Source organism: Kitasatospora sp. NPDC088134, assembly GCF_044741705.1.
GTDB lineage: Bacteria > Actinomycetota > Actinomycetes > Streptomycetales > Streptomycetaceae > Kitasatospora.
On record NZ_JBIUTD010000059.1, the window covers coordinates 1 to 1,858 of the forward strand.

At 56.8% G+C, this 1,858-nt stretch carries 2 rRNA genes; both read left to right on the top strand.

The features are described 5' to 3' along the window. Positions 1-648, top strand: a 16S ribosomal RNA gene (locus tag ACIOHG_RS37740); the annotation flags it as partial. Between the two features lie 288 nt (positions 649-936). Further along, positions 937-1,858: ribosomal RNA gene (locus ACIOHG_RS37745) — 23S ribosomal RNA — on the top strand; the annotation flags it as partial.

Below are 1,858 nucleotides of genomic sequence, written 5' to 3' on the forward strand. Positions count from 1 at the left end.
CTAAAACTCAAAGGAATTGACGGGGGCCCGCACAAGCAGCGGAGCATGTGGCTTAATTCGACGCAACGCGAAGAACCTTACCAAGGCTTGACATATACCGGAAAGCATTAGAGATAGTGCCCCCCTTGTGGTCGGTATACAGGTGGTGCATGGCTGTCGTCAGCTCGTGTCGTGAGATGTTGGGTTAAGTCCCGCAACGAGCGCAACCCTTGTCCTGTGTTGCCAGCATGCCCTTCGGGGTGATGGGGACTCACAGGAGACCGCCGGGGTCAACTCGGAGGAAGGTGGGGACGACGTCAAGTCATCATGCCCCTTATGTCTTGGGCTGCACACGTGCTACAATGGCCGGTACAATGAGCTGCGATACCGCAAGGTGGAGCGAATCTCAAAAAGCCGGTCTCAGTTCGGATTGGGGTCTGCAACTCGACCCCATGAAGTCGGAGTTGCTAGTAATCGCAGATCAGCATTGCTGCGGTGAATACGTTCCCGGGCCTTGTACACACCGCCCGTCACGTCACGAAAGTCGGTAACACCCGAAGCCGGTGGCCCAACCCGTAAGGGAGGGAGCTGTCGAAGGTGGGACTGGCGATTGGGACGAAGTCGTAACAAGGTAGCCGTACCGGAAGGTGCGGCTGGATCACCTCCTTTCTAAGGAGCACAGTACCGATTGCAGACAAATGTTCTGCACGGTCAGCTCATGGGTGGAACGTTGATTAGTTGGCACGGTTTCCAAAACATCCTGTAAGTACTGCCCTCGGGCGTGGAAAACAGTGATTGTGGCGGGGATCGTGCTTGGCACGTTGTTGGGTATCTGAGGGTATGGCCGTAAGGTCTTATCTTCGCGATGCCGGCCCCAGTGAACTCGCCAGCTTGTCTGGTGGGGTGATGGGTGGCTGGTCGTTGCTTGAGAACTACACAGTGGACGCGAGCATCTGTGGGCAAGTTTTTAAGGGCACACGGTGGATGCCTTGGCACCAGGAACCGATGAAGGACGTGAGAGGCCGCGATAGGCCCCGGGGAGCTGCCAACTGAGCTTTGATCCGGGGGTGTCCGAATGGGGAAACCCGGCAGTCGTCATGGGCTGTCACCCACTGCTGAACACATAGGCAGTGTGGAGGGAACGCGGGGAAGTGAAACATCTCAGTACCCGCAGGAAGAGAAAACAACCGTGATTCCGGGAGTAGTGGCGAGCGAAACCGGAAGAGGCCAAACCGTATGCGTGTGATACCCGGCAGGGGTTGCGCATGCGGGGTTGTGGGAATTCTTTTGATCGGTCTGCCGGCCGGTCGGCGAGTCAGAAACCGTTGATGTAGTCGAAGGACATGCGAAAGGTCCGGCGTAGAGGGTAAGACCCCCGTAGACGAAACATCAGCGGCTTGCTTAAGAATCTCCCAAGTAGCACGGGGCCCGAGAAATCCCGTGTGAATCTGGCGGGACCACCCGCTAAGCCTAAATATTCCCTGGTGACCGATAGCGGATAGTACCGTGAGGGAATGGTGAAAAGTACCGCGGGAGCGGAGTGAAATAGTACCTGAAACCGTGTGCCTACAAGCCGTGGGAGCGTCGCCGTTGTTCTTCGGAACAACGGTCGTGACTGCGTGCCTTTTGAAGAATGAGCCTGCGAGTTAGCGGTGTGTAGCGAGGTTAACCCGTGTGGGGAAGCCGTAGCGAAAGCGAGTCCGAATAGGGCGATTGAGTTGCACGCTCTAGACCCGAAGCGGAGTGATCTAGCCATGGGCAGGTTGAAGCGGAGGTAAGACTTCGTGGAGGACCGAACCCACCAGGGTTGAAAACCTGGGGGATGACCTGTGGTTAGGGGTGAAAGGCCAATCAAACTCCGTGATAGCTGGTTCTCCCC